General features: G+C 57.3%; 17 protein-coding genes, 1 tRNA gene and 1 pseudogene. 15 read left to right on the top strand and 4 right to left on the bottom strand.

Annotated elements, in window-relative coordinates; all coding sequences use genetic code 11:
- Positions 1–594: 594 nt before the first annotated feature.
- On the bottom strand, positions 595–1,359 hold the full coding sequence (locus F8N96_RS19725) for a hypothetical protein (protein WP_150799213.1): 765 nt from the start codon (positions 1,357–1,359) through the stop codon (positions 595–597).
- A 1,035-nt stretch (positions 1,360–2,394) separates the two neighbouring features.
- Between F8N96_RS19725 and F8N96_RS19720 the strand changes: the two genes are divergently transcribed.
- Positions 2,395–2,469, top strand: a tRNA-Gln gene (locus tag F8N96_RS19720).
- A 325-nt stretch (positions 2,470–2,794) separates the two neighbouring features.
- On the opposite strand, the gene F8N96_RS19710 is transcribed toward F8N96_RS19720, so the two are convergent.
- Positions 2,795–2,971, bottom strand: coding sequence for a DUF3606 domain-containing protein (locus F8N96_RS19710; protein WP_150799212.1), 177 nt, complete (start codon positions 2,969–2,971; stop codon positions 2,795–2,797).
- Between the two features lie 592 nt (positions 2,972–3,563).
- Here F8N96_RS19710 and F8N96_RS19705 point away from each other — a divergent pair.
- The 7 genes from F8N96_RS19705 to F8N96_RS19675 all read left to right on the top strand — a co-directional run bounded on the left by F8N96_RS19705 (position 3,564) and on the right by F8N96_RS19675 (position 12,734).
- Positions 3,564–4,253, top strand: a complete 690-nt coding sequence (locus F8N96_RS19705) for an SGNH/GDSL hydrolase family protein (RefSeq protein ID WP_150799211.1) — start codon at positions 3,564–3,566, stop codon at positions 4,251–4,253.
- A gap of 270 nt (positions 4,254–4,523) precedes the next feature.
- Positions 4,524–7,523 (top strand): xanthine dehydrogenase family protein molybdopterin-binding subunit, encoded by a 3,000-nt coding sequence (locus F8N96_RS19700; RefSeq protein ID WP_150799210.1) that lies wholly within the window; start codon positions 4,524–4,526, stop codon positions 7,521–7,523.
- A complete protein-coding gene (locus F8N96_RS19695) occupies positions 7,520–8,326 on the top strand; it encodes an FAD binding domain-containing protein (protein WP_150799209.1) in 807 nt (268 codons plus the stop codon). The genes F8N96_RS19700 and F8N96_RS19695 overlap by 4 nt, the downstream gene beginning before the upstream one ends.
- A 2-nt stretch (positions 8,327–8,328) precedes the next feature.
- The gene (locus F8N96_RS19690) at positions 8,329–8,829 is read left to right on the top strand and encodes a (2Fe-2S)-binding protein (RefSeq protein ID WP_150799208.1); all 501 of its coding nucleotides are present in this window, start codon (positions 8,329–8,331) and stop codon (positions 8,827–8,829) included.
- A 5-nt stretch (positions 8,830–8,834) separates the two neighbouring features.
- Positions 8,835–10,373: an AMP-binding protein gene (locus F8N96_RS19685; protein ID WP_150799207.1), complete on the top strand. Its 1,539-nt coding sequence runs from the start codon at positions 8,835–8,837 to the stop codon at positions 10,371–10,373.
- Between the two features lie 19 nt (positions 10,374–10,392).
- A complete protein-coding gene (locus F8N96_RS19680; RefSeq protein ID WP_150799206.1) occupies positions 10,393–11,196 on the top strand; it encodes an enoyl-CoA hydratase/isomerase family protein in 804 nt (267 codons plus the stop codon).
- Positions 11,197–11,381: 185 nt separating this feature from the next.
- Positions 11,382–12,734 carry an MFS transporter gene (locus F8N96_RS19675; RefSeq protein ID WP_150799205.1) on the top strand — a complete coding sequence of 451 codons (1,353 nt, stop codon included), beginning with the start codon at positions 11,382–11,384 and terminating at the stop codon, positions 12,732–12,734.
- Here the strand turns inward: F8N96_RS19675 and F8N96_RS19670 are convergent.
- On the bottom strand, positions 12,727–13,512 hold the full coding sequence (locus F8N96_RS19670) for an alpha/beta fold hydrolase (RefSeq protein WP_150799204.1): 786 nt from the start codon (positions 13,510–13,512) through the stop codon (positions 12,727–12,729). The two genes, F8N96_RS19675 and F8N96_RS19670, sit on opposite strands and share 8 nt — an antisense overlap.
- Before the next feature lie 88 nt (positions 13,513–13,600).
- On the opposite strand from F8N96_RS19670, the gene F8N96_RS19665 reads away from it, so the two are divergent.
- From F8N96_RS19665 to F8N96_RS19635, 7 genes and pseudogenes are all read left to right on the top strand, one after another.
- On the top strand, positions 13,601–14,572 hold the full coding sequence (locus tag F8N96_RS19665) for an XdhC family protein (RefSeq protein WP_150799203.1): 972 nt from the start codon (positions 13,601–13,603) through the stop codon (positions 14,570–14,572).
- 189 nt (positions 14,573–14,761) lie between these two features.
- Positions 14,762–15,616 carry a helix-turn-helix transcriptional regulator gene (locus F8N96_RS19660; RefSeq protein WP_150799202.1) on the top strand — a complete coding sequence of 285 codons (855 nt, stop codon included), beginning with the start codon at positions 14,762–14,764 and terminating at the stop codon, positions 15,614–15,616.
- 347 nt (positions 15,617–15,963) lie between these two features.
- Positions 15,964–16,743 carry an ABC transporter ATP-binding protein gene (locus F8N96_RS19655; protein ID WP_150799201.1) on the top strand — a complete coding sequence of 260 codons (780 nt, stop codon included), beginning with the start codon at positions 15,964–15,966 and terminating at the stop codon, positions 16,741–16,743.
- 1 nt (position 16,744) lies between these two features.
- On the top strand, positions 16,745–17,455 hold the full coding sequence (locus F8N96_RS19650) for an ABC transporter ATP-binding protein (protein ID WP_150799200.1): 711 nt from the start codon (positions 16,745–16,747) through the stop codon (positions 17,453–17,455).
- A gap of 173 nt (positions 17,456–17,628) precedes the next feature.
- Positions 17,629–18,516 (top strand): branched-chain amino acid ABC transporter permease, encoded by an 888-nt coding sequence (locus tag F8N96_RS19645; RefSeq protein WP_150799199.1) that lies wholly within the window; start codon positions 17,629–17,631, stop codon positions 18,514–18,516.
- Between the two features lies 1 nt (position 18,517).
- Positions 18,518–19,414: pseudogene (locus F8N96_RS19640) on the top strand (branched-chain amino acid ABC transporter permease); the annotation flags it as partial.
- Positions 19,415–19,631: 217 nt separating this feature from the next.
- Positions 19,632–20,858 (top strand): ABC transporter substrate-binding protein, encoded by a 1,227-nt coding sequence (locus F8N96_RS19635; protein ID WP_150799197.1) that lies wholly within the window; start codon positions 19,632–19,634, stop codon positions 20,856–20,858.
- Positions 20,859–21,158: 300 nt separating this feature from the next.
- On the opposite strand, the gene F8N96_RS19630 is transcribed toward F8N96_RS19635, so the two are convergent.
- Positions 21,159–22,061, bottom strand: a complete 903-nt coding sequence (locus tag F8N96_RS19630) for a LysR substrate-binding domain-containing protein (RefSeq protein ID WP_150799196.1) — start codon at positions 22,059–22,061, stop codon at positions 21,159–21,161.
- Between the last annotated feature and the right edge of the window lie 51 nt (positions 22,062–22,112).

Genomic DNA, 22,112 nt, shown 5'->3' with positions numbered 1-22,112 from the left:
AGGTGATGGCCGATCAACCAAAAAGGGACTGGGCGTGAACCATGAAATCTGAGTGGCGACCGGCTGTCACCGCCTGAGTGTGTTGTAACCGGGTCGTCCGCCATGTGAGCCCGCTGAGACTGGACGTGTTTTTGCACGAGCCACAGTTCTGTGACATGTTTTTGGCCACATTGGCGGCACCAACGTTTCTCTGGGGCAGTTGACTGCCAGGGCGGTGCTCGCCGTATCGCTACCGCTTGATCAACATGGGTGTCAGGCACGACTCGGTCGTAGCCAATGAAGAGGAAACGGGTTCGACGGGGTCAACCGACCAGGTTCAGTTAAAGAGCAACCCCTGCAGTTAAAAACTGCAGGGCGCGGTGGCTTTTAACCTTGACTTGAGACCGGCTAATGGGCGTCCCCGTTCCTGCCACCCATTCCTGCCGTCCCCGTTCCTGCCGATTGACCTCGGCGTTCGTCACTGGTGCCCAGGCTGTCGAGCGGGAGTTGTCGTGCTGAGGGTTGCCTCACCTATGTCGATGAACACTGACTGATATTGCTCGCCGCCTGCAAGCCCGCTCAAGAAACAAACGTGCAGAGAGTTAGCATTGAGGTTTATTTGTCTGCCTCTGCTTTTGCCTCTTGGATTAATTCGAGTAGAGGATTCAGTAAGATTGCTTCGCGAGTTCTATCGGCCGACTCGACTAGTATTTTTAGGTCGCAATTAAGCGGTGGACCAAAATTACTTACGGTTGCTGTCATTTCTTCTCCAACTTTACCAATAATCATTTCTTTACCATGCTCCCCCAGCTTGTATTGGGTATTTCCTACAGATAATATTAGATTAGATGATCTGCTTGGGTCAGTAGTTCTATACAATGCATCGCTTGAATTTCTACAGAATACATTGTAGTCGATAAAATCTCCGCCATAGAGGACTAGCGGTTTGTTGGTCTTTCCGGAGGTAATTACTAGTTGGCTATTTTTTTGTATGTGAGGAGTGGCAAAATCAGTTTCTCGTCTAATCCCGGTTGTAGTTGTAACTATTGCCTGTAATATGCGCGGCTCTAAAGACGAGAGTTTCAGTCTGGTATTACTTAACTCTAAAGCAACTTTTTGTAGCTGTTCTCTCGATTTTCTGAGGTCTTCCTCTGAGTTTTTTCTTGCAATTATAGATTCTGCAAGTGCGTCGGAGTTCATGCGTTCTTTATATATTCCCAGTCCAAGTGTTGAAATTATGCAAATAAGTGCTACCCAGCCTCGGAGAGTGATTCGACGTAAAAGGGGGTCGTTGGTTTTTCTCCAGGTTTCTCCGCCAAATGCTGCGAGAGTACCCAATGTTCCGAGTATAAGAAGAGAAAGATTGATAGCGAATGCCATCATAACCTCCATTTGAGGTTTATTTCAGGGGTGGGAGATTTCATCTGTCCTAAATTCTAGTCGTTATTCTTCAGAATAAAATGAGGCTCTTGATTCGAGCGACCATGAGAGAAAGGGGCGTGGCGCGGCCATGGAAGGATATCTCGTTTCACCTTGCCGATCCGTGGCGACATCAATATCCGAAATCAGATGTATCGGTAGCGGGCAGCGTCAAGGGCGAGCAGGTTTTCGTTGAGCTTGAACAGCAGGGAAGGGTGCAGGTCTGAAATCGGCATAGGCGATTCATCCATGAATGAGGGCAGCGTAGCAGTGCAGTTCGGGTTCGCTAGGAGTGGTGTACGATCGCAGGACGCCGGGGGAGGGGCGTGACTTTTACGTGACTTTCTCACGCACTTGTAAGCTCTCGTGAGCAGTCGATTGCAGCGAGCGCCAAATAAAACAGCCAGTTAACATGGTCTTACAGCGATACTGCGTGCATGGGGTGTTAGAGGTCGAGTGTTCGGATCACTCCGTCCCGACCATATTTTTCAATGACTTAACCCGATCTGAAAAGGTCGGGCTTTTCAGTTCTGCATTGGGGTAAACAAGGGTTAAATACATTCACATCTTGCTAGCCGTTACGTAGATACTATGTATTTACACTAATTATTTTAGCTGAAAATAAATTCGTCCCTTTTTCCCTTTTTCCACTTCTTTTTCCACTTTTTCCATATCGAAAATGACTATCTCGATTTTCCATTCGCAACCTGATGGTTGACATGCCGGGGCCGGAACTGTCACCGGCAACCTTCGTGGTACTGCTGGAAGACTCAAAAGCCCTGGAGAGGATTGGATCTAGCTTGGATCAACACTAAGTGACTGTTTTAAGGCAAATTTTTTGTTTTTGGTCTTCCCAGGCGAAGCGAAAGTTGATAAATTCCCGCGCATCTTGCAGAGGCCCTTACAGGGCTTATAGCGTAAGGCAGCAGCATCTCGATTTTGCTCACAAGCTGCAAAATCAGGAAGAGAGTGCCGGGCACTCGTAGCAACAAATAAAGGGGCGTCGCCAAGCGGTAAGGCAGCAGGTTTTGATCCTGCCATGCGTTGGTTCGAATCCAGCCGCCCCTGCCATTTCCTTTATACTCATTCAGGTATAACTCAGCCGGCATGCTCGACAGCATGCCCGGATGCACCGCGGTCAACGTCTGGCCGTTGTCGGAATCCTTCCACCGATTAACAGATTCTGTCCGGTCAGATCGCCAGCGTGACTGCTGCAGACAAAGGCGCAAAGCCCATCGAATTCCTCGGGAGTACCGAATCGCTTTGCAGGGATTTCGCTCGCTTTCACCTCATCAGTTCCCTTTTTGGTCCCGGTTTCGGGGCACTTTGACATGGTGGTGGTCCAACATGCGGCTTTCAAGAAGCCCTACGGTTGTACCGCAGGGCTACTAAAGCGTTACTTGCCGAGCTTTTTACGAACGTCTACTACCATCGGACCAACCGCTAACACAGCAGCTTTAAGCTGAGCATCAGTGACTCCAAATTCCTTTGTCCAATATTTCAACTCCCAAGCTTCAGAAGTGTTCACGCGGGCTCTGTCTTTCGGACCACGGTTGCTTAAATCATCAGCCATTATCAATTCCCTGTTGGTAGGCCTGGGCAGTCCAGGCCACCCCAGCATAGACCATTGAGGCGCGCACGCTTTATGACGCGCCTACCCTGCGCAAAACCATCGCTGTGGGCCACGGTTTACCGTTTGCGTAAGCATAAAAAAGCGGATGTTTTGCCACCCTGTATAGGGCATTAATTCTTTATAGAACGATAGGTTAGATCGCTTCAGGTCCAAGCATGGGGTGCAAGGGTTCGAGTGTTCGAATCACTCCGTCCCGACCATATTTCGTAAGGGGATCAAGTACTTAGTGGCTTGATCCCCATTCTCGTTTCAGGTCTGCGCAAACTCGCGCAAAACTACCCCGGTGATTTCGCTGATATTCGAGCCAGGAATCGCCTCGGAGCAGACGACTTTCCTGGTCCTGCCGGTAGTTTTTTGACCATGCTTTCGTTCGCAAGCTCTGCAATTTTCTGCCCATCCTTTCCGGACAATAACCGAGAAATCCTCGCCCGCACCTTACGGGATGACAACCAATGCCACCCGCCCAAATCTGTTGGACGCCTCAAGCTCGCAGGTTCATCCTTCCCACCTGTGAAAAGATCGGGACAGTCGAATGAATTATTTGTGGGCCAAGGCTCTGTTTGCTGGGATATTACTTTCGTTTAGCGCGGCCAGCTTTGCTGGTCAACAAAGCGCTCTCTATTCAAACCTTGATGCGGGCAAGGCGCAGACCGTCGTAGCATATGGTACGAGCTTGACGGCCTTTGGCGCCTGGGTGCAGCAGCTTGGGGATGATCTGAATCAGCGTTACCCTGGACGTGCCACGGTTATAAACAGTGGCAAGGGTTCGATGTGGTCGGGATGGGGTGTTGAAAATCTCGACAGTCGAGTTATCTCCAAAAGCCCGGATACGGTGTTTATCGAATTCGCGGTCAACGACGCTTTCGTTCCCAACAACACCTCTGTGGAACAAGCACGGAAAAACCTTGAGCTAATGATTGACCGGATCAAGGCTGCCAAGTCATCGACGGAAATCATTTTAACGGTGACGAATCCAGTGATTGGACCCTCAGCGGTGCAGAGACCGAAGTTAAGGGATTACTTCCAGATGTACCGGGATGTCGCAAAAGCCAGGGGCCTGCGTCTGATCGACAATTACCCAAGGTGGGAGGCGGTGTTGAAATCAAATCCCGACCTGTTTAAGCAGTATGTACCGGATGGATTGCACCCAAATGCTGATGGATATCGCGCAGTGGTGACCCCGTCATTGATTGAAAATTTGAGTGGCGCCTCGCCAGATTGACCAGGGACGTAGATGAAAACCCGCTTCGGCGGGTTTTTTTCGCCTGGAGGTCTGGAGAAAAGCAGCAGTGTGACCCGTATCGCCATAGCACCGCATCCCATCCCTGACCGGCCATTCTGTCCGGTCCCAGTCCTGAAAATCAGACGCTAAGGCAAATTTCCAGACTCCAGCGCAGAACTCCCTCTCCCCAGGCAAGGCGCTCCCTGCGCCTTTCTCACACACTTGGCTCTAACGCTATCGCGCTGCATAACAACAAGAGCCGCGAAAAAAATGACCAGTTTCCAACCTGCTACCAAAAGCCAGACCGGCCACATCGGCGCCCGTCAGGTCCGTGTCGAGGACGCCGCCTTGTTGCGCGGCCTCGGCTGCTATGCCGATGACGCTGCGATCCCTCCGGGTACGCTACATGCGGCGATCATCCGTTCACCCCACGCTCATGCGCGGATCACCTCGGTGGACTTTTCCAAAGCGCTGCTGATGAAAGGCGTGCACGGCGTGCTGGTCGGCGAAGACGTCAAACGCTGGGCGCTGCCGTTTCCGGTGGGGGTGCGTCAGCCGATGGAGCACTGGTGCGTCGCCGTCGACAAGGTGCGCTACGTTGGAGAGCCGGTGGCCGTGGTGATCGCGCAGAGCCGCTATCTGGCCGAAGACGCCATTGAAGGTGTGCGCGTTGAATACGAGCCGCTGCCCCCGATCATCGATCCCGAACTGGCCACTGCCGAGCAGGCGCCGATCCTGCACGAAGCCGTCGGCAGCAACGTGGTCAACGAACGGCGTTTTCGTTATGGCGAGCCGGAGCAGGCGTTCGAGCAGGCGCCGCACAAGGTTTCGCTCAAAGTGCAGTTTCCGCGCAGTTCCTGCACACCCATTGAATGCTACGTGGTGCTGGCTCAGTACGAGCGCGCCACCGGCATTTATGACGTGCTGGCCAATTTCCAGGGCCCCTATGCGTTGCACACGGTCATGGCCCGTGCACTGAATGTGCCCGGCAACCGCTTGCGTTTGCGCACCCCGAAAGATTCCGGCGGCAGCTTTGGCATCAAGCAAGGGGTGTTCCCTTACGTGGTGATGATGGGCCTGGCGTCACGCAAGGTCGGTGCACCGGTGAAGTGGGTCGAGGACCGTCTGGAACATCTTCAGGGGGCTTCTTCGGCGACCAATCGGGTGACCGAAATTGAAGCGGCGGTCGAAGCGGATGGCCGCATCACCGCGTTGCGTTATGACCAGATCGACGATTGTGGTGCCTATCTGAGAGCGCCAGAACCTGCAACTTTCTACCGCATGCACGGCAATCTGACGGGTGCCTACGCCATCCGTAATTTGCAAGTGCGCAACCGAGTGGTGCTGACCAACAAAACCCCTTCCGGCCTGAACCGTGGTTTCGGTGGCCCGCAGGTGTATTTCGCCCTGGAGCGGCTGCTGCAACACATCGCCGTGCAGTTGAAGCTCGATCCGTTGGACGTGATCCGCCGCAACCTGGTGCCGGCCGATGCCTTCCCTTATCAAGCGGCCGCCGGCGCGTTGCTCGATTCCGGCAACTACCAGGCAGGCATCGCCTTGGCGGTGGCTGACGGTGGTCTCGACGAGTTGCTCAAACGTCGTGATCAGGCGCGTGCCGAAGGCCGGATCTATGGCATTGGTTATGCCGCAGTCATCGAACCATCGATTTCCAACATGGGTTACATCACCACCGCGATGACGCCCGAAGAGCGGCGCAAGGCCGGTCCGAAAAACGGCGCTGTCGCCACCGCAACCATCAACGTCGGCCCGCTGGGTGACGTCAGTGTGCACGTGTCCTCGGCACCGCAAGGGCAGGGCCATCAAACCACTGTCGCGCAGGTCGTCGCCGAGGTGCTTGGGGTTGCGCTGGAATCCATCGTGGTCAACGTCGAGCTGGATACCCAAAAGGATGCCTGGTCGATTGCCTCGGGCAACTATTCCAGCCGCTTCGCCGGTGCCGTGGCCGGTGCCGTCTACAAGGCGGCGCTGAAGATCCGCGATCGCCTCGCCGCGATTGCCGCCGAGCAATTGCAGGCCAGTCCCGAAGATATTCGTTTCGCCGGCGGCAAGATTTTTGTCGTCAATGGCGGGGCGGTGGCGCCATTCCATCGGATTGCCGGTGCGACCCACTGGTCGCCGGGCCTGCTGCCGGAAGGTGAAAGCGGCGGTCTGCGCGAAACCGCCTTCTGGAGCCCGCCGCAATTGGTGGCACCGGACGACCAGGATCAGGTCAATAGCTCGCTGTGCTACGGCTTTGTCTTCGACATCTGTGGTCTGGAAATCGACCGCATGACCGGCGAGATCCACATCGATCGCTACGTCACCTGCCATGACGCCGGCCGCCTGCTCAACCCGGCACTGGTCGATGGCCAGATTCGTGGTGGCTTCACCCAAGGCCTCGGCGCGGCACTGATGGAAGAGTTCGCCTATGGCGAGGACGGCAGCTTCCTCTCCGGGACCTTCGCCGACTATCTGGTACCGACCGCACCGGAAGTGATCGAACCGGTGATCCTGCACATGGAAACGCCATCGCCATTCACCCCGCTGGGCGCCAAAGGGGTGGGCGAGGGCAACAATATGAGCACGCCGGTGTGCATCGCCAACGCGGTGGCCGACGCCCTCGGTCGCCCGGACATCCGTCTGCCACTGACGCCCTCGAAAGTACGCACGCTCATCGGGATCGACGAGCCGCCACGGCCCGCCGGTATGGAACCCGATGAAAACCTGGACGCAGCACCTGCCGGTGGCCCGGCACTGCGGGCCAACGACTCGGTGGTGATTCCTGCCCCGCCGCAACAGGTCTTCGATACCTTGCTCGACCCGCAGACGCTGGCGGCGATCATTCCCGGTTGCCACGACCTCGTGCTTGAAGGCGAAAACCGTTACCGCGCAGACGTCACCGTCGGCGTCGGCATGATCCGTGCGCGCTTCGAGGCCAAGGTTGCCCTGAGTGATCTGGACCCGCCGCATTCATTGCGTCTGTCCGGTTCCGGCAGCAGTTCGATGGGCTCGGCCCAAGGCCAGGCCAAGGTGCGTTTCGTCGAACTGGAAAATGGCCACACACGCCTGGAATACCAATACCAGGTGGCGGTCAGCGGCAAAGTCGCCGCGGTCGGCGGCCGTATGCTGCAAGGGGCCTCGAAAGTGATTATCGGACAAATCTTTACTCGCCTGTCGCAACGGGTCAGCGGCCAAGCCATCTCCACCGGTTGGTGGGCGCGACTGCGTGCCTCGCTTGGCGCGCTGTTTGGCAAGGGAGGTGCGCAATGAAACCGGCTGCTTTCGATTACGTTCGGGCTGACACCCGGCGTCAGGTGGTTGAGCTGCTCGCCGAGTACGGCCAGGAGGCTCGCATCATCGCCGGTGGCCAATCGCTGATGGCGGTGCTGAACATGCGCCTGGCTCAACCCAAGCTGCTGATCGATATCAATCATGTGGCCGAGCTGGCCTATATCGAACTGCGCAAGGATTGCCTGGCGGTAGGTGCCGGGGTGCGACAGGCGCAGTTGCTGGCGCGTTCGACCCTGATGGACGAGGTGCCTTTATTGGCACTGGCGATGCCCTGGATCGGCCACTTCCAGACGCGCAATCGCGGCACGGTCTGCGGTTCGGTGGCTCATGCCGACCCCAGCGCCGAGTTGCCGCTGTGCCTGGTGACGCTGGGCGGCGAGATCGTTCTCGAGTCGAAAAAAGGCCAGCGCATCGTCAAGGCTGCCGACTTCTTCCAAGGCATTCTCACCACCGACAAGCGTGCGGATGAACTGGTCGTCGAGGTGCGTTTTCCGCTCAAGCGCGAAGGCATCACTTATCGCTTCCGCGAAATCGCCATGCGCCACGGCGACTTTGCAATTGTTTCCCTGGCCGCGGCCATCGGCACGGACCAGGTCGAACTCGGCATCGGCGGGGTCGCCGACCGTCCGCAACGTCGCAGCCTGCCACGGGGTGCGGGGCTGCCAGACGCACTCAATCAAACCGCCTGGTCGCTCGATGCACAAGACGACGTGCACGCCAGCGCCGCCTATCGCCGCCAACTGATTCGCGAGCTGGGTCATCAGCTGATCGAAGGAGTCTGAATATGCGTGTAAACGCCGAACAAACCTTTGCCATTCGCCTGGAACTCAATGGCCGCGCCCGCGAAGCGCTGGCCGAACCGCGGACCCAACTCTGCGACTTCCTGCGCCACGACCTCGGTGCCACCGGTGTCCATGTCGGTTGCGAACACGGTGTCTGCGGCGCCTGCACGGTGCTGGTGGACGGGGTCGCCATGCGTTCCTGCCTGATGCTCGCGGTACAGGGGCACGAGCGGCGTATCGAGACCGTCGAGTCCCTGGCCGACGACGACACACTGAGCGACCTGCAACAGGCCTTTCGCCGTCATCACGCCTTGCAGTGCGGCTTTTGCACTGCGGGCATTCTCATGTCCTGCGTGGATTTCCTCGAACGGGTACCCAACCCGGACGAGACCCAGGTACGCGACATGCTTTCGGGGCATCTATGTCGCTGCACGGGCTACACCGGCATCGTCCAGGCCGTGCTCGAAGTGGCTGCCCAGCGCCAAACGAACACAGGGGTATAACAATAATGTTCGATCTCGGACGCAGTTTCCTCGCTGCCGTTGAACGCCGACCGCACGCCGTGGCGGTCAGTGACGGTGCGTTGAAGAAAACCTATGAAGACTGGTTCGTCGATATCCAGAGCGCCGTCTGGGGCTTGCAATGCCTTGGGCTGCAACGCGGTGACCGACTGCTGGTAGCGATGCAGAACCGCTGGCAGATGGCGACCCTGCATTGGGCCTGTCAGTTTGCGGGCGTCGTCATGACCCCGTTGAACTGGCGTTCGACTGCCGATGAACTGGGCTACTGCATCGAAGATGCGCAAATCCGTGCAGTGGCTTACGACGACGCTACCGTGACCGCCGTGGCCGGTTGCAGCGCCGCCACCAGGCTGCCACGGATCGCCGCCGGTCTCCGTGCCGCCAACACCGACCTGAGTTTCGAGGAACTGTGTTCGCAGACCCCATCCGGCATCATTTTGCAGGCCGACGCCGAAGACTTTTCACTGCTGCTGTACACCTCCGGAACCACCAGCAAGCCCAAGGGGGTGCCCCGTCGGCACCGTTCCGAACGCGCCGCGGCGGTGGCCCACGTCGCGCAAAACCTCTACCGCCAGAGCGAGTGCACGCTGGGTGTCATGCCGCTTTACCACACCATGGGCGTGCGTTCGTTGCTGTCCATGGCGCTGATCGACGGGCATTTCGTCTGTGTGCCGAAGTTCGATGTGGAGGCCACGCTGCAGGCCATCGAGCGGGAGAAGGTCAGCAATCTGTACCTGGTGCCGACGCTCTACCACATGCTCATCGAACACCCGGCCTTTGCCCGCGAGCGAGTCGCCAGTGTGGAGAAAATCGGCTTTGCCGGCGCGCCGATGAGCGACGGTTTGATGCGTCGCGTCGAGCAGGCGTTCCAGCCGCAATTGTTCGTCAACCATTACGGCAGCTCGGAAATCTACACCTTCACCATCGACCAGCAGGCCAGTCGCAAACCCGGCTCGTCAGGGCGCAGTGCAATGAACCAGCGAGTGCGCGTGGTGCCGATCGATGCGGAAACGGTGGACGTGCTGGCCAAGCCATATGAGGAGGGCCAGATCATCGCCGACCTGGCCAGCGACGAAGCGTTCGAAGGCTACCTGAACCGCCCAGAAGCGACCGCCAAGGCGTTACGCGACGGCTGGTATTTCACCGGTGACATCGGCTACTTCGATCTGGAGGGCGATCTGTTCGTCACGGGGCGCGTCGATGACTTGATCATCACCGGCGGCGAAAACGTCAGCCCGGCGGAAATCGAAAACATGCTCTCGCTGCACCCGGCGGTGGAAGAAGTGGTGGTGGTCGGTCTGCCGGACGAGCAGTGGGGCAAGATCATCGCTGCGTTTATCAAGCTGCGCGCCGAGGTTTCGGAATGCGACCTCGATGCCCATTGCATCGCTTCGGGCCTGGCCAAATTCAAGCGGCCACGGCGTTACCAGTTCATCGATCAGATTCCCAAATCTCCAGTGGGCAAGGTGCTGCGGCGCGTGCTGCTGGCCGAATTTCAGGAACAGGCCTTGAAGGCCATCAGCTAATCATCCAGAGGACACTCCCATGCAACAACAAGCGATCCAGCAATTTCTCGACACTCGGTTCGATGGCTTCCAGGTTGAAGTCGACCTGTTCCGCGAGCGCGCCGACATCATCCTCGACCGGGCGCCGTTGAACGTCATTTCCATGGGCCAGCGCGATCAACTGCGCCTGGTCTTCGAAGCCCTCGATGCACACAAGGGGGTGCGCGTCATCGTGCTGCGCTCGGTGGGTGAACACTTCTCCAGCGGCGGCGACATCAAGGGCTTCCTCGAAGCGTCGCCGGAGCACGTTTCGAAGCTGGCCTGGAACGTCGCGGCACCGGCACGTTGCGAAAAACCGGTGATCGTGGCCAACCGTGGTTACACCTTCGGCGTCGGTTTCGAACTGTCCCTGGCCTGCGATTTCCGCATTGCTTCGCAAACCACGCGCTACGCCTTGCCTGAGCAGAACCTGGGGCAGATCCCGGGCTCGGGTGGCTCTGCACGCCTGCAGAAAATCATCGGTATCACCCGCACCAAGCACATGGTGATGCGCGCCAAACGCATCACGGGCGACCAGGCCTATGCCTGGGGTATCGCGACCGAGGTCGTGCCGGATGCCGAACTGGAAAGCACCGTCGATGCGCTGGTCGATGAACTGCGGCGCTTCTCGCCGCTGGCTCAGCGCACGGCGAAAAAACTGATCAACGACAACGAAGATGCGCCGCTGACCGTCGCGATCGAAATGGAAGGTCACTGCTACAGCCGTCTGCGCAGTTCCAGGGACTTCAAGGAAGGCGTCGAAGCGTTTCACAGCAAGCGTGTGGCCGTGTTCACCGGCGAGTAAATGCGTACCGGCGAGCAGGCCCGGGAGCATGTCGGCAACGGCGTGCGCCCCTACGGAGCAGGGCCTGCCGCCCCTTCAATGCAACTGATAGGGCACATCAAGGTATCACCGCTGACCTGCTGATTACCCGCAACCCGCGCAACGGGGTGCAGAACGTTTCGATTCACCGTTTGTGTGAGGCAACCATGACTACGACAACAACAATAACTGCATCACCCACCAGCGACGCTATCGATACACCGCAGATTCCACCGGGCAAGGCCTTGCTCGCGGCATTTGCCTCGACATTCGGCTGGGCGCTGGATTTATTTGACCTGTTCATTCTGCTCTACGTGGCGCCGATCATCGGCCGCCTGTTCTTCCCCTCGGACACCCCGACACTGTCGCTGGCCGCGGTGTATGCCTCGTTCGCCGTGGCCTTGCTGGTGCGTCCGCTGGGCTCGGCGATTTTCGGCGCGTATGCCGACAAACATGGGCGCAAGCGTGCGTTGATGGTGTCGATGGTCGGCGTGGGTATTTCCACGGCACTGTTTGGCGCCTTGCCGACCATTCACCAGGTCGGGGTGTTGGCCCCGATACTGTTTTTGCTCTTGCGGGTCATTCAGGGCATTTTCGTTGGCGGCATCGTCGCTTCCACTCACACCATCGGCACCGAATCCATCTCGCCGCGCTATCGCGGCCTGATGTCCGGGTTGATCGGTGGCGCCGGTGCCGGCATGGGCGCGCTGTTGGCGTCATTCACTTATCTGGTGTTGTCGGAGATCTTTCCCGGGGAAGAATTCGACGTCTGGGGCTGGCGCTTCATGTTCTTCTGCGGCTTGCTCAGCACGTTTTTCGGTCTGGTGATGTTCCGTTACCTGGAAGAAACCCCGGTCTGGCAGCAACTGCAACAAGCCCGCAAAACCAAGGGTCCGGCGGTAGTGGTCGTGTCGCCACTCAAGCGTCTGTTCGGTCGCGAGTACCGCAGCGTGATGCTGGTCAACCTGCTGATTACGTTTGGCGGCGGTGCCACGTATTACCTGGCCTGCGGTTATCTGCCGACCTTGCTCAACGTGGTCGCCAAAGTGCCCCATACCCAGACTTCCCAGATGCTCATGTATGGGTCGGCGGCAACCATTGTCGGCGCACTGGCCTTCGGTTACCTGAGCGACCTGATCGGTCGCAAGAAGACCTTCATGCTGCTGGGTGTGATCAACCTGGTGAGCCTGCCAATGATGTTCCTTGGTGTCGCCGAGCCGGGTTCGCTGACCCGCACTGCGCTGTATTGCGTGGGCATCGGCTTCATGGGCGGGGCGATCATCGCGCCGATCCTGATTTTCCTCAACGAACGCTTTGCCACCGAGTTGCGCGCCAGCGGCACCGGGTTGTCCTGGAACATCGGTTTCGCCCTCGGCGGAACCATGCCGACCTTTGTGTCCCTGGTCAGCAGCAGCCCGGCGCAGATTCCCATGGTGCTGGCGATTTTCGCCGCGGGCCTGTCGGTGATCTACCTGATCGGCAGCGTGGTGATTCCTGAAACCCAAGGCAACTTCAAATAAAGGCGGGGAGGCGCCCAAGGAATTCGCAGATCAGCTGCAAGGTCCGCTCGGTCGCTTCGGTCTGGGGAAAGTGCCGGCAGTCATCCAGCAACACACAGCGGCAGGGCCCAGGCACCTGTCGCTGGATGACCACCAGTTGCTCGGGCGTGGCGTAGTGGTCTTCGCGACCCTGAATGACCAGCAGCGGCTTTTCGATATAAGCCAACTGCGCTTCAAGATCGTCCAGGGAAAAGTCCGGGTGCAACCAGCTGTCGCTCCAGCCGTGAAAAGCGCCGTCGACATTGGTCCCATGGTGGCGTGCCAGGCGTTCGCGCAAGTCACCCTGATGCCACACCTCGGTGGTGTGGCGAATGCCATCGAGGCTCTCGGTCTCGACAATCACGTGAGGCGCCAGCGCAATGCTGCCCAACACCCGTGGATCGTTGGCGGCGGCGTAGGCAAGGACGATGGATGCGCCGTCACTGTGACCGAGCAAGACCACGTGCGGCAGTTGCAAGGCATCGAGCAATTGGCGCAGTTCCCGTGGGCCGTCGCTGCTCAGGTAGTTCAGCGGACGCGGCAGGGTTACGGGGCTCGATTGCCCGTAACCCTGACGGCTGTAAGTGACCACACCGCAACCGCTGGCCTGGGCCAGGCGCAGGGGGAAGTCTTTCCATTGGTCGGCGCTTCCGAGGCCTTCGTGCAACAACACAAGGGTCGGTCGCGATGGGTCAGCCGCAGGCAGGTGGCGATATTCCAAACGCAGCGGCCCAAGTTGCAAAAATTGTTGTGGCGACATGTTGAATCAACGATTGGACAAGGTTGCTCGCAGGTTACCGTAAACGTAACCCTGCAGGCAGCACCACGCTTTGCTTGAGGTACAAAACATGCGTCATCTCGATGTTCAGGTGATCGACCAGGCACTGCAATGGGCTCGCGCCGGGCAGGCCCAGTGGCTGTGCACGGTGCTCTCCACCTATGGCTCGGCGCCGCGTGCGCCGGGCGCGATGCTGGTGACCAATGGCTCGGGCGAGCACGTTGGCTCGCTGTCGGGTGGCTGCGTCGAAGAGGCGTTTCTCGAAAGCCTGGCGCGCGGTGAATTACGCGAACCGGCGCAGATCGTCAGTTATGGCGACAGCGTCGAGCAACGCCACCGCCTGCGATTGCCCTGTGGCGGCGTGCTGATCGTGCTGGTCGAGCACCGCGCTGCCAGTCTCGAATGGATCGCGCACCTGGAGAGTCTGCAAGCGGCGTTACTGGGTCAGCGCCGTCTGCTGCGTCACGTCGAGCTGAGCAGCGGTGCCTTGCGCCTGGACCCGGACACCGGGCATGGCAGCGAGCGGGTGCAAGTCGTCGACGAGAGGGTGTGCATCAGCGTTGGCCCGGCGCTGCGACTGATTCTGGCAGGGCTCTCGCCGGTCGCGGAAGTCTGCGCCAGTTTTGCCCGCGCCATCGGCTGCGAAGTCGTCGCCTGCGACCCCCGGGAAGAGATGCTGCATGTCCAGCTCGAAGGCGTGGAGATGCAACGCGTGCTGCCCTCGATGTTCATTGCCGCCGGAGGTTGCCACGCGGCGACCGCGGTGGTGGCGCTGACTCACGACCCGCGAATCGATGATCTGGCGCTGATGGAAGCGGTTCACACCCCGGCGTTTTACATCGGCGCCATGGGTTCTCAGGCAACCTCGGCCAAGCGCGCCGAGCGGCTCAAACGCATCGGTGGTCTGACGGATGAACAGATCGCCCGTTTGCACATGCCCATCGGCCTCGATCTGGGCAGCAAGGCCCCGGCGGAAATCGCTCTGGCGGTGGTGGCCGATATCCTGCGCGTTTATCACGGGAAAGAACGCCATGCCTTGTAAGGCGGTTTTTCCGACGAGCGTGGGGGCTGCGAAAGTCGAGGTAGACGCTCGGCCATTCGCGCGCGATAGTGGCCAGCAACGTGCTGCTGAACCATTGAGCAATCGCCGGGGTCCAGCAACAGATAGACGCCGCGATAATCCTTCATTGTGGCCGATAACAATATCGCTTCAAGCGAGCGGAGGAATCTGATGTCGATTGCCCAACGGGTATTCCACGGCAGGTTTGGTCGGGTCGCCTTGCTGAACATGGATCGTTCGCTGGTTACCCACACCCATTCCGAATGCCATGTGCTGGTCAAAGTGTCCGGTGAAGACACTTACTTCAACGTCAACGGGCGGCGGGTGCCGCTCAGCGATCGTACGGCGGTGCTGGTCAACGCCTGGGAGCCGCATTTCTACGATCCGCAGCCGGGTGCCGCTGCTACCGTAATCCTGGCGCTCTACATCGAGCCCGCCTGGCTGGCCACTGCCCAGCAGTCGCTGGCGCTTAGCGGTCGGCCGGACTTTTTTGCCCAGTCGTGCATCGAGCTGTCGAGCCGTAATCGCACCTTGGCCGACATCCTGGTCGCCGAAGCACATGGCTGCGGGATCGTGCCGAAAGAACGCATGGAGTTCATGCTGTTCGACTTCCTGATCGAACTGATCGAGGACTTTTCCAGCTGGCGGCATTTGTCGCTACTGGGCGCGCCGAACTCAGGCGAGTTCCGGGACGCGCGCGTGCGCCGTGGCACCGCCTGGTTGCTTGAGCACCTCGATGATCCGAACCCGATCGACAACGCCGCGCGGGCTTGTGGTCTGTCCCGGGCGCACTTCTTTGCGCTGTTCAAGAAAGATACCGGCATGACGCCGACCCTGTTGCTCAACGACGCGCGCATGCGCCGGGCTTTTGCCTGGTTGGAGCGTGAGCGCAGTGGAACCTTGGGCCTGTTGTCGGAGAACCTCGGGTTCTCCGAGCAAGGTCATTTCACGCGGTTTTTTCAGCAACACATCGGCGCCTCTCCCAGCCAGTACCGGAGGGTAGTGGATAGCTATGCGGGGGGGTGAATATCGCCTCAGCTGAATCCTGGTCTGCTCAGGTTCTTTCCTGAAATTCAGACGCCAAGGCAAACTTGCAGACGGCCGCGCAAAACTCCATCGCTCAAGGCAAGGCACTCCCCGTGCCTTTCTCCCACACTCGGTTCTAATGCCAGGGGCCGGGTGTGGTTGGCAAAAGCGTTGGCTATGTCTATAGCCGCTTAACCATCCCCGGTCACAATACTGAAAAATGGCTGGATTCGAGAAAATAAAGACTTTTTACGTATAAATGGTTCCTTAAAATAATATTGGACCCGTATTAGTCGACGACTTAGATTCACCTTACAAGAAAAGCAAGAACGTGAGTTGAAAATAATATGGCTAATGATGCGATTCTGGAAACTGTTGGTTTGACCAAAGAGTTCAAAGGATTTACCGCTGTTGAAAGTGTAAACTTGCGTGTAAAGCGTGGCTCTATCCATGCCCTGATCGGTCCAAACGGTGCCGGCAAGACGACATGTTTTAACTTGCTCACCAAGTTTCTCGATCCTACCCAAGGGACTATTCGCTTCAACGGCCAGGACATCACTCGTGAACACCCAGCTGCAGTAGCGCGCAGAGGGATGATTCGCTCTTTCCAGATATCGGCTGTATTTCCTCGCCTTACCGTGCGAGAAAACATCTATATTCCGCTACAGCGAAGCCTGGGGGCTTCCTTCCATTTCTGGAAGTCGCGCGCTGCGCTTGCCGCTCTTGACGATAGAGCGATGGCGTTGCTCGCCCAAGTGGGGTTGGAGTCATTCGCCGATCTAACAGCAATGGAACTTTCTTATGGCCGCAAGCGAGCGCTGGAGATAGCCACCACTTTAGCGCTGGACCCTGAGTTGATGTTGCTCGATGAACCCACCCAGGGCATGGGGCATGAAGATGTCGATTGGGTCATGGAGCTGATCAAGAATGTCGCCGCCAACCGCACTGTCCTGATGGTCGAGCACAACATGAAGGTTGTGGAGGGGATTTGCGACACTATCACGGTACTTGCTCGCGGCAGTGTGCTCGCCGAGGGTAGTTATTCTGAAGTTTCAGTCAATCCACTCGTGGTCGAAGCCTATATGGGGAGTGCCGACAGTGAGCTGCGCTCTCCAGGGAGCCATTGATATGACCGATGCTACCGAATACATGCGAGTTACAAACTTGCAAGCCTTCTACGGTGAGTCTCACGTTCTCCACGGCATTGACTTCACTGTGAAACAGGGTGAATGCGTTACTTTGTTAGGTCGCAATGGCGCAGGCCGCACCACCACCTTGCGAGCCATTATGGGGCTCACGGGGAAGCGCCAGGGGTCGATCATAATAGACGGTACTGAAACCATCGATCTATCGCCACATAAGATTGCGCGCCTGGGTGTGGGTTATTGCCCAGAGGAAAGAGGTATCTATGCCAGTCTTTCGTGTGAGGAAAATCTGCTGTTGCTGCCGCGTTTGGGAAACAATGGAATGTGCCTGGAGGAAATCTATGAGATGTTCCCCAACCTCTACGAGCGTCGTCACAGCCAAGGTACCCGCATGTCGGGTGGTGAACAGCAAATGCTGGCCCTGGCGCGAGTCCTGCGCACTGGTGCGCGCCTTCTACTGCTTGACGAGATATCCGAGGGACTTGCACCGGTCATCGTCCAGCGGCTCGCCGAAATCATCCGCCAGCTCAAGAGCAAGGGCTTCACAATCCTTCTGGTCGAACAGAATTCACGTTTTGCCGCCCCCCTCGCGGATCGCATGTATATCGTCGAGCACGGCAAGATCATCGCTGAGATTCACCAGCACGAAGTTGGGCAAAAAAGCGATCTGCTTCAAGAGTATTTGGGGATCTAATATCGGCTAAAGCACTTGTCTGGTTTAGATAGTGCCAGTGGCAAGCCCAGGGATTTAAAGCCCGCAACACCTATACGCACCTTCTGGGTGTAAGGCTGAAGCGTGTGACTCTATAAGTATTCCAAGCTCTTCGGCGAATATCCTACTAATAACAAATCGTCAGGATAAACAATATGGCAACACTCTTCGATGTTCCATTGTCGGCCTTGACAGGCCAACTTATGCTAGGACTGGTTAACGGCTCGTTTTACGCGATCCTCAGCCTGGGCCTGGCGGTTATATTTGGCATGCTTCGCATCATCAATTTCGCGCACGGTGCGTTTTTCATGATGGGAGCGTTTTTTTCATGGATGTGTCTCAATTATTTTGGCGTCAATTATTGGTGGTCACTGTTGCTTGTACCACTCACGGTGGGGATAGTCGGCGTTGTGATCGAACGCGCTCTGCTGCAGTGGTTGTATAAGCTCGATCATCTATACGGCTTATTGCTGACGTTTGGGTTGGCGCTCATCATCGAGGGCGTTTTCCGTAATGAATTTGGTGTTTCCGGTCAACCCTACGCAGTCCCTGATGCACTGAAAGGGGCAATGAATCTAGGCTTCATGTTTCTACCCGTCTACCGAGGCTGGGTGATTGTTGCCTCACTTGCCGTATGCGCCCTGACGTGGTTCATGATCGAAAGGACACGCTTGGGGTCATATTTGCGTGCTGCCACTGAAAACCCGGCTTTAACTCAGGCCTTCGGCATTAATGTACCTGTCATGGTGATGCTGACTTATGGTTTCGGTGTCGCGCTGGCCAGTTTTGCCGGGGTGCTGGCTGCGCCAGTGTTACAAGTCAGTCCCATGATGGGCTCGCAGTTGATTATTGTGGTATTTGCGGTAGTGGTGATTGGCGGGATGGGCTCAATTTTTGGCGCCATTATTACCGGCCTTTCACTCGGCGTGATTGAGGGTTTGGCCAAACTGTTCTATCCGGAAGTTTCCGCAACCATTGTTTTTATTATCATGGCGATCGTCCTGTTATTTCGGCCGGCCGGTCTATTTGGGAGGGCTGAGTAACATGTCATCGAGAACGCGCATATTAGGGTGTATTCTGCTGCTCATCTGCGGCGCTATTGTCCCCTTCGCCATATACCCGATACTGGCCATGAAGGTGCTTTGTTTTGCGCTGTTTGCCTGTGCATTCAATCTTTTGCTTGGTTATACCGGCTTGCTTTCGTTCGGTCATGCCGTCTTTTTCGGCGCAGCCGCTTATGTGAGTGCCTACAGCATCAAGGTGTGGGGCTTCCCGCCCGAGCTGGGGATCCTTACAGCGGTTGTGGCTGCCGCCGTGCTGGGGTTGGGGTTCGGCCTGTTGGCGATACGGTGCTCAGGCATCTACTTTGCGATGATCACATTGGCGTTGGCGCAGATGATGTATTTCGTCTTCCTGCAATCGCCGTTCACCGGAGGGGAGGACGGTTTACAAGGTGTGCAGCGCGGGCTGTTATTTGGGTTTGTCGACCTCAGCAACGACGTACATCTGTACTACCTGGTGTTTACCATCTTTGTTTTTGGCTTCTGGTTGATTCATCGCGTTATCCAGTCTCCTTTTGGCCAGATTCTCAAAGCCATTCGAGAAAACGAGTCGAGGGTGATTTCCCTGGGCTATCAGGCAGCCCGATACAAATTGTTGGCCTTCGTTCTTTCGGCTGCTCTGGCGGGGCTCGCTGGCGGCACCAAAGCCGTGGTGTTTCAGTTCGCGACCTTGAGCGACGCCCATTGGCAGACCTCGGGCGAAGTGGTGCTGATGACACTGCTCGGAGGGCTGGGCACCGTCTTCGGCCCACTGATAGGGGCCGCCGTCGTTGTGACTCTGCAGAACGCATTGGCTGATAAGGTAGGCGCGCTCTTGCCAGTCATCATGGGCGTCATTTTCATCGTTTGCGTGCTGCTCTTTCGCCGCGGTATTGCCGGGGAGTTTGCGGCTTTCTACCAAAGCAGGCTGGCGGCAAGGCGCGCTGATGCAAACCGCCGAAAGTCTCTTGGGGCCTCTCGCAAAGGGGGTGGTGCAAGGGGAGCGGATGGTTCGGCGAGGAAGGCGAACCCGTGACGCGGATGTCGAGCAGTCAAGTTCGAAAAATATAAAAAAAACCGTACTAAACACCCGAATGAACGAGTAGGAGAAAATAATAATGATCAAACAACTGAATACTCATCTGCGCAAGATCTGCTTCGGGCTGTTGGTAGCCGCTCCGGCCGTGCAAGCCCAGGTTACAGATGGTGTAGTGCGTATCGGCGTGTTGAATGATTTGTCAGGTACCTATGCGGGGCTTTCCGGTCCGGGCTCGGTTTGGGCGGCAAAGCAGGCAGTGGCCGACTTCGAGCCTGAAAAACATGGCCTGAAGGTCGAGGTCGTGGCGGCTGATCACCAGAACAAGCCAGATGTTGGGGCCAGTGTGGCCCGTCGTTGGTTCGATGTGGATAAGGTGGATGTGATCGTCGACGTGCCGACTTCGTCGGTCATCCTGGCCGTCAATGAAGTGGTGAGGGAAAAAAACAAGGTGCTCCTGGTCTCCGGGGGCGGCAGTTCCGATCTGACCGGTAGGGCGTGCAGCCCGAACACCATTCATTGGACCTACGATACATGGGCGCTTGCCAACGGTACCGGTAAAGCGGTGGTGGGGAGTGGCGGCAAAAGCTGGTTTTTCATGACGGCGGATTACGCCTTTGGCCATGCATTGGAGCGTGATACGGCGTCGGTCGTTGAAAAAAGTGGCGGAACAGTGCTGGGCAAGGTTCGCCATCCGTTCCCGGGCACCGACTTTTCGTCTTACTTGTTGCAGGCCCAGGCTTCCGGGGCGCAGATAATCGGGTTGGCAAATGCCGGCGGGGATACCATTGTCGCCGTCAAGCAAGCGTCTGAATTTGGCATCACCGCTGGTGGCCAGAAGCTCGCCGGTTTGTTGGTGTTCATCAGCGACGTGCAAGCGTTGGGACTGGAGGCGGCACAAGGGTTGATGCTGACTGCAGCCTGGTACTGGGACATGAATGACGCGAGCCGTGAATTCGGTAGAGCATTCGCTGCTGCCAACGGCGGAAAATTTCCCACTATGGCGCAGGCGGGTGTTTACTCCGCCGTCACGAACTACCTGCGAGCAGTTGCCGTCAACAATGACGATGGGAATGGTGCCGCAGTAGTCGCCCGGATGAAGGCGGTCAAAACCGAGGATAAGCTCTTCGGCGAGGGAAGTATTCGTGCCGATGGTCGCAAGATCCACCCGCTTTATCTCTTCGAAGTGAAAAAGCCCTCCGAGTCCAAGTACCCTGGCGACTATTATAAGTTGCTGTCCACAATACCTGCCGATGAAGCGTTTCGGCCGATGTCCGCAGGCGGTTGCTCGCTTGTTACTTTGAAATAAGCACTGGGGTTTCAAACCGGTCGAGCATTGGCTTGGCCGGTTGAGAGCAACGACGATGGAGGACTATATTGCTATTCGCGGTAGCGATACGGGGAGATTGTATATAAGGGTTAAAACATTCTTCTTGCAAACTATGGCGCCACAAAGGGCCAATGCAAGTCAGTTAAGCGAATGCGGCCCCTGTAGGGGCGAGCTTGCTCGCGATGGACTCAAGAGCGCCGCGTTTAACCAGCAAACATGCGTTATCGTTAACGACCATCGCGAGCAAGCTCGCTCCTACAATTTCCTTGCGCCTTTTTATTAAGGTCGCTCGTGCTCGAAGGCCGTCATCACTTCTTTTGCGGTATCAATAAACGACTGTAACAGCGGTGAAGTGTTACTGGTGCGCCATCCAAGCATCACTTTTACCAAGGGCATCTGCCCCTGAATAGGCCGGTATGTAAGGTGCTCAAGGTGAATGCGCTGAACAGAACTCGGTACCAGGGCCAGGCCTACGCCTGAGCTGACGAGGCCCAGGCAGGCATAAATCTGGCCGACCTCCAGTGCCGCGTTGGGCGTGAAGCCTGCTTCTGCGCAAAGGCGATAAATCATGGTATGAAAATCGGGAGCCAGTTTGGGCGCGTACAGGACAAAGCGCTCGGTGGCGCACTGACTCAGCGCCACGCTGTCCTGGGACGCCAGCGGGTGGTGCTCCGGGATAGCAAGTACGAAGGGTTCTGTCAGCAGCGTCTCGGTGCTGATTCCGTCGAATTGCGATGTGGGGCGCATGAAGGCGATATCGACATCGCCTCGCAGGAGCGCATCGGCCTGGTCCACCACAGGGAACCAGCGCAGGACCACTTCCACATCCGGAAAGCGTTCGCAAAAGGCGCGGTAAATCGGCGGCAGCAGGGTATAGGACATATGTTCGAAGAAGCCCACGGACAGCCGGCCAATCTCTCCGCGTTCGGCACGTTGAGCCTCCAGTGCCGCGACATCCGTGGCCCGTAGAATCTGCTTGGCATGAATATAAAATACCTGGCCGGCATCTGTAAGTTGCACATGGCGCTTGGTCCGTTGAAATAACGTTACGCCGAGCTCCTCTTCTAATTGACGAATCTGTTGACTCAGTGGCGGCTGGGCAATGTGCAGTCGTACAGCGGCCTGAGTAAAACTCAGCTCCTCCGCAACTGCAATAAAATAGCGCATGTGCCGCAGGTTCATATTAATACCTTTTTAATATTATTCTTGGTCAAATTATATATTGGAAGTCTC

The sequence above is a fragment of the Pseudomonas fluorescens genome, assembly GCF_902497855.1.
Lineage (GTDB): Bacteria > Pseudomonadota > Gammaproteobacteria > Pseudomonadales > Pseudomonadaceae > Aquipseudomonas > Aquipseudomonas fluorescens_BI.
Note: the sequence above shows the minus strand (reverse complement) of the source record. Positions and strands in the feature narration are given on the sequence as shown.